The sequence below is a fragment of the uncultured Porphyromonas sp. genome (genome assembly GCF_934359325.1).
Classification (GTDB): domain Bacteria; phylum Bacteroidota; class Bacteroidia; order Bacteroidales; family Porphyromonadaceae; genus Porphyromonas_A.
This window is the reverse complement of sequence record NZ_CAKRLH010000202.1, coordinates 1-2916: the sequence shown is the minus strand read 5'-3', so window position 1 is coordinate 2916 and position 2916 is coordinate 1. Positions and strand designations below refer to the sequence as shown.

The window sequence follows — 2916 nt, the reverse complement described above, 5'->3', positions numbered from 1 at the left end:
ATTCTCCGCCCGGCGGATGGTGACGTCGCGATACTCGAGTACAGAGTTTTCAGCCATATTCATTGATTGCTGTATAGATATGAGTCCTACTGAGGATCTTGGGCAAAGGTAGCGATTTTCATTCTGTTGCGGGAACGGCTTGCGACACACCAAAAGTAAAGGGACTGCATAGAGAGTTGTCCTCTCCATGCAGTCCCATTGCTTTACCAAACTTTTCTCTAACCTTAGCTCTCGCTTAGTCGATGTTGATGGCTCTCTCGATGCTCGGCTTCTCCTCAGGCTTGACCTTAGGGATCACCACCTCGAGGATGCCGTCCTCCATCTTGGCGCGGATGCTGACAGCGTCCGCATCCTCGGGGAGGGAGAAGCGCTGCATCGAGCTCTGGTGGTAAAACTCCCGACGGAGGTAGTGCACCGGCTTCTGGTCGGACGTAGCCACCTGCTTCTCATCCGAGTTGTCGGTCTTGGGCGCTTCGTCGCAGCTCTTCTTATCCAGCGAGATCACGAGGTTGCCGTCCTGGTCCAGCTTCACATCCACATCCGCCTTCGTGAAGCCGGGTGCCGACACCTGTAGCTTGTATGCATCCTCCTCCTCGATCACGTTGGTCGCGGGGCTGGAGGTTCCCCGCGTGGTGCTGTAGTAGGGACGGAGGAAGTTGTCGTTGAAAAAGAGATCGTTGAAGAGATCAAATCCTGAACGTGTCATAATCTTATCCTTTTGCTTTACTGTTACTATTCTACTCTTGATTGCCTCGGGCTGTACTGCCCTCGACAGTAAGAATATGGCAAGATCGGCACCAGCCCAGGCGGTCTGACAATTACGTAAATAAGGTGACAGAATGAAGTGTGCCTCCTGTCAGGTATCAGCCAAGGCTGTCCTGCCTGCTGACAATCCCGACTGCCGATCTGTCTCGATGGCAAAGGTCCCCCCGCAGTGATGCAGGAGGACCTTTAGTAGAGTGGGAAAGGGGCAGACTGTTACTCCTCTGCTCCCTCGGACGGAGTGTCGCCGCACTGAGCCTTGTAGGCATCGAAGGCGGTGTGGAAGATCAGATCCACGTCGTTGCGGAAGGGATCCAGGGAGTAGAAGTCCGGCATCACGCAGCCTCGCAGGTACTCCGGGAAGGAGTCGTTGAGGAAGCGGTGCTCGTTCTTCGTCTTCACCTCGTCGATCGGGTAGCGGTAGATCGGGAGTCCATCGTAGAGGGTCAGCTTATTCAGCGCACTCTCCACGTGCGTCCTGAGACGGTCGCGGTCGTGGTGGAGAGCGGTGCGTGCCGCCGGATAGAGCTTGTAGAAGATATTGAGCAGGTCCTCAGCCCCGAGATTGACATCACTCTCGTAGGAGATGGTCATCTGAAGGAGAGAGATACCGGTGAAGGCACCCTCATCGATCAGCTTCTGGAGCAGATCTCTGCGGCGACGGGCAAAGCAGGAGTTGATCACGGCGTACTCGGAGGCGTTGATCAGTTTGTGCTGCCAGGGGAAGGTCTCCCTGAGCTTCAGGATCTCCTCCACGGCACGATCGAGGTCGCCCAGGAGGAGGTGGCGCTCCAGACCATTGTAGTAGAGGAAGACGTAGCCCCACTTGCCGCTCTTGTCCTTACGGGTGAGCCAATCGAGGTACTCATATCTCTGCTCAGGAGTGAGCTCAAGGTAGGATGGGGAGTACTTCAGTCTCCCGCCTTCGCCCTCGCTGATCGGCGCCTCGGTCCAGATCGTACTCGGCTCGAGGAAGTAGGGCTGACGCTGCTGCTCCTCAGTTCCTCCGACTTGCTTATTGCCCTCCTCATCGTAGCTGATCTCCGGAAGCTCCTCGTCGTAGGAGACCCATACGAGCGACTCTCGGATTGCCTGACGCATCGGCTCCGGCAGGTCGAGATCCTCGGGGTGCTCCTGAGCCAGGGTCCTCTCAGGGATCACCGTGTCCAGCTTGCGGAAGTCGAGAGAGCGCCACTTGTCGCGCTCCTCATCGTGCTCCACCTCTGCCGTAGCCAGTACATACTCCGAGAGCTCGGTGGCGCGGGGTCTCTCCTCGATGCGGCTCCTCCGCTCGGCTCGGCGGTCTGAGGGACGGCGACCACGGCGACCGCTGTCACCGGATCCGCCTCTGCGACGGTTGTCCTCAGTGGTGTTGTCATTGCGCTTGGGTCTCCGCTCATTGTTAGAGGGCTTGCGACGTTGCTGATTCCGCCGCTCATCAGGGTTGTTGTTGCGGCGGCGTGAGGGGCGCTGAGACCTCTCTCTCTCTGCCTCGCTCCTCTGTGGCTTAGGTTCGGGCTGGGCAGACGGTTCCGAGCGTCTCTCTTCCCGGCGACGGTCCTCGTCCTTGTTGTCGTTGCTGTCACTACCGACGCCGAAGAGTTTCTTTAGGAAATTCATGCTGTTGATTCACTAAGTGGTTATTGTGGTAAGTGGAGGTCGCATCCCCCACACAGTGTCACAAAGATAATAAAAATGACTACATGCCATCGATTACTTGGCATGGATACGCCAGGTGAGCCCTACGTCGAGGAGCATCTCCCTGTCCAGCACCTCCGCCTCGGGGTGTGTATTGGTGCCAAAGGCGTATCCGATATTACCGTGCAGCCTCAGGCGGTTGTCTCCGTAGGGGAAGTACTCCACCCCGCAGCCCACCTGGCTGATCTCCGTCCCATCGGTCACCATGTAGTCCGCATCGAGACCGCTCTTATTGGTATCGTAGCCGGCGCGGAGGATCAGCTTGAGGTAGTCGGAGGGGTAGTACTTCAGCCGAGCGGTGAGGGAGTAGTCGGAGAAGAAGAAGGGCTTCTGCCCAAAGGTCGCTCTATTCCCCAGGTCAATGTCCAGCTCCGTCTTGGAGCCGATGTTGAATCGATTGCCGAGGTAGAGGTAATTGATGAACTTCCCCGGCTGGTACTCGATCACATTGGCCGA

Annotated in this window: 2 protein-coding genes and 1 pseudogene; all 3 read right to left on the bottom strand. The window is 57.2% G+C overall.

Annotation, left to right across the window (positions count from 1 at the left end; genetic code table 11):
• Positions 1-235 precede the first annotated feature (235 nt).
• The gene (locus Q0F21_RS06885; RefSeq protein WP_297238571.1) at positions 236-706 is read right to left on the bottom strand and encodes an Hsp20/alpha crystallin family protein; all 471 of its coding nucleotides are present in this window, start codon (positions 704-706) and stop codon (positions 236-238) included.
• A gap of 272 nt (positions 707-978) precedes the next feature.
• A complete protein-coding gene (locus Q0F21_RS06880; protein WP_297238569.1) occupies positions 979-2382 on the bottom strand; it encodes a TerB N-terminal domain-containing protein in 1404 nt (467 codons plus the stop codon).
• 93 nt (positions 2383-2475) lie between these two features.
• Positions 2476-2916, bottom strand: a pseudogene (locus tag Q0F21_RS06875) (porin); the annotation flags it as partial.

Bases quoted from the DNA above. Each gene is read 5' to 3' on its own strand.
- Q0F21_RS06885 (WP_297238571.1), bottom strand. From the start codon at position 706: ATGACACGTTCAGGATTTGATCTCTTCAACGATCTCTTTTTCAACGAC.
- Q0F21_RS06880 (WP_297238569.1), bottom strand. From the start codon at position 2,382: ATGAATTTCCTAAAGAAACTCTTCGGCGTCGGTAGTGACAGCAACGAC.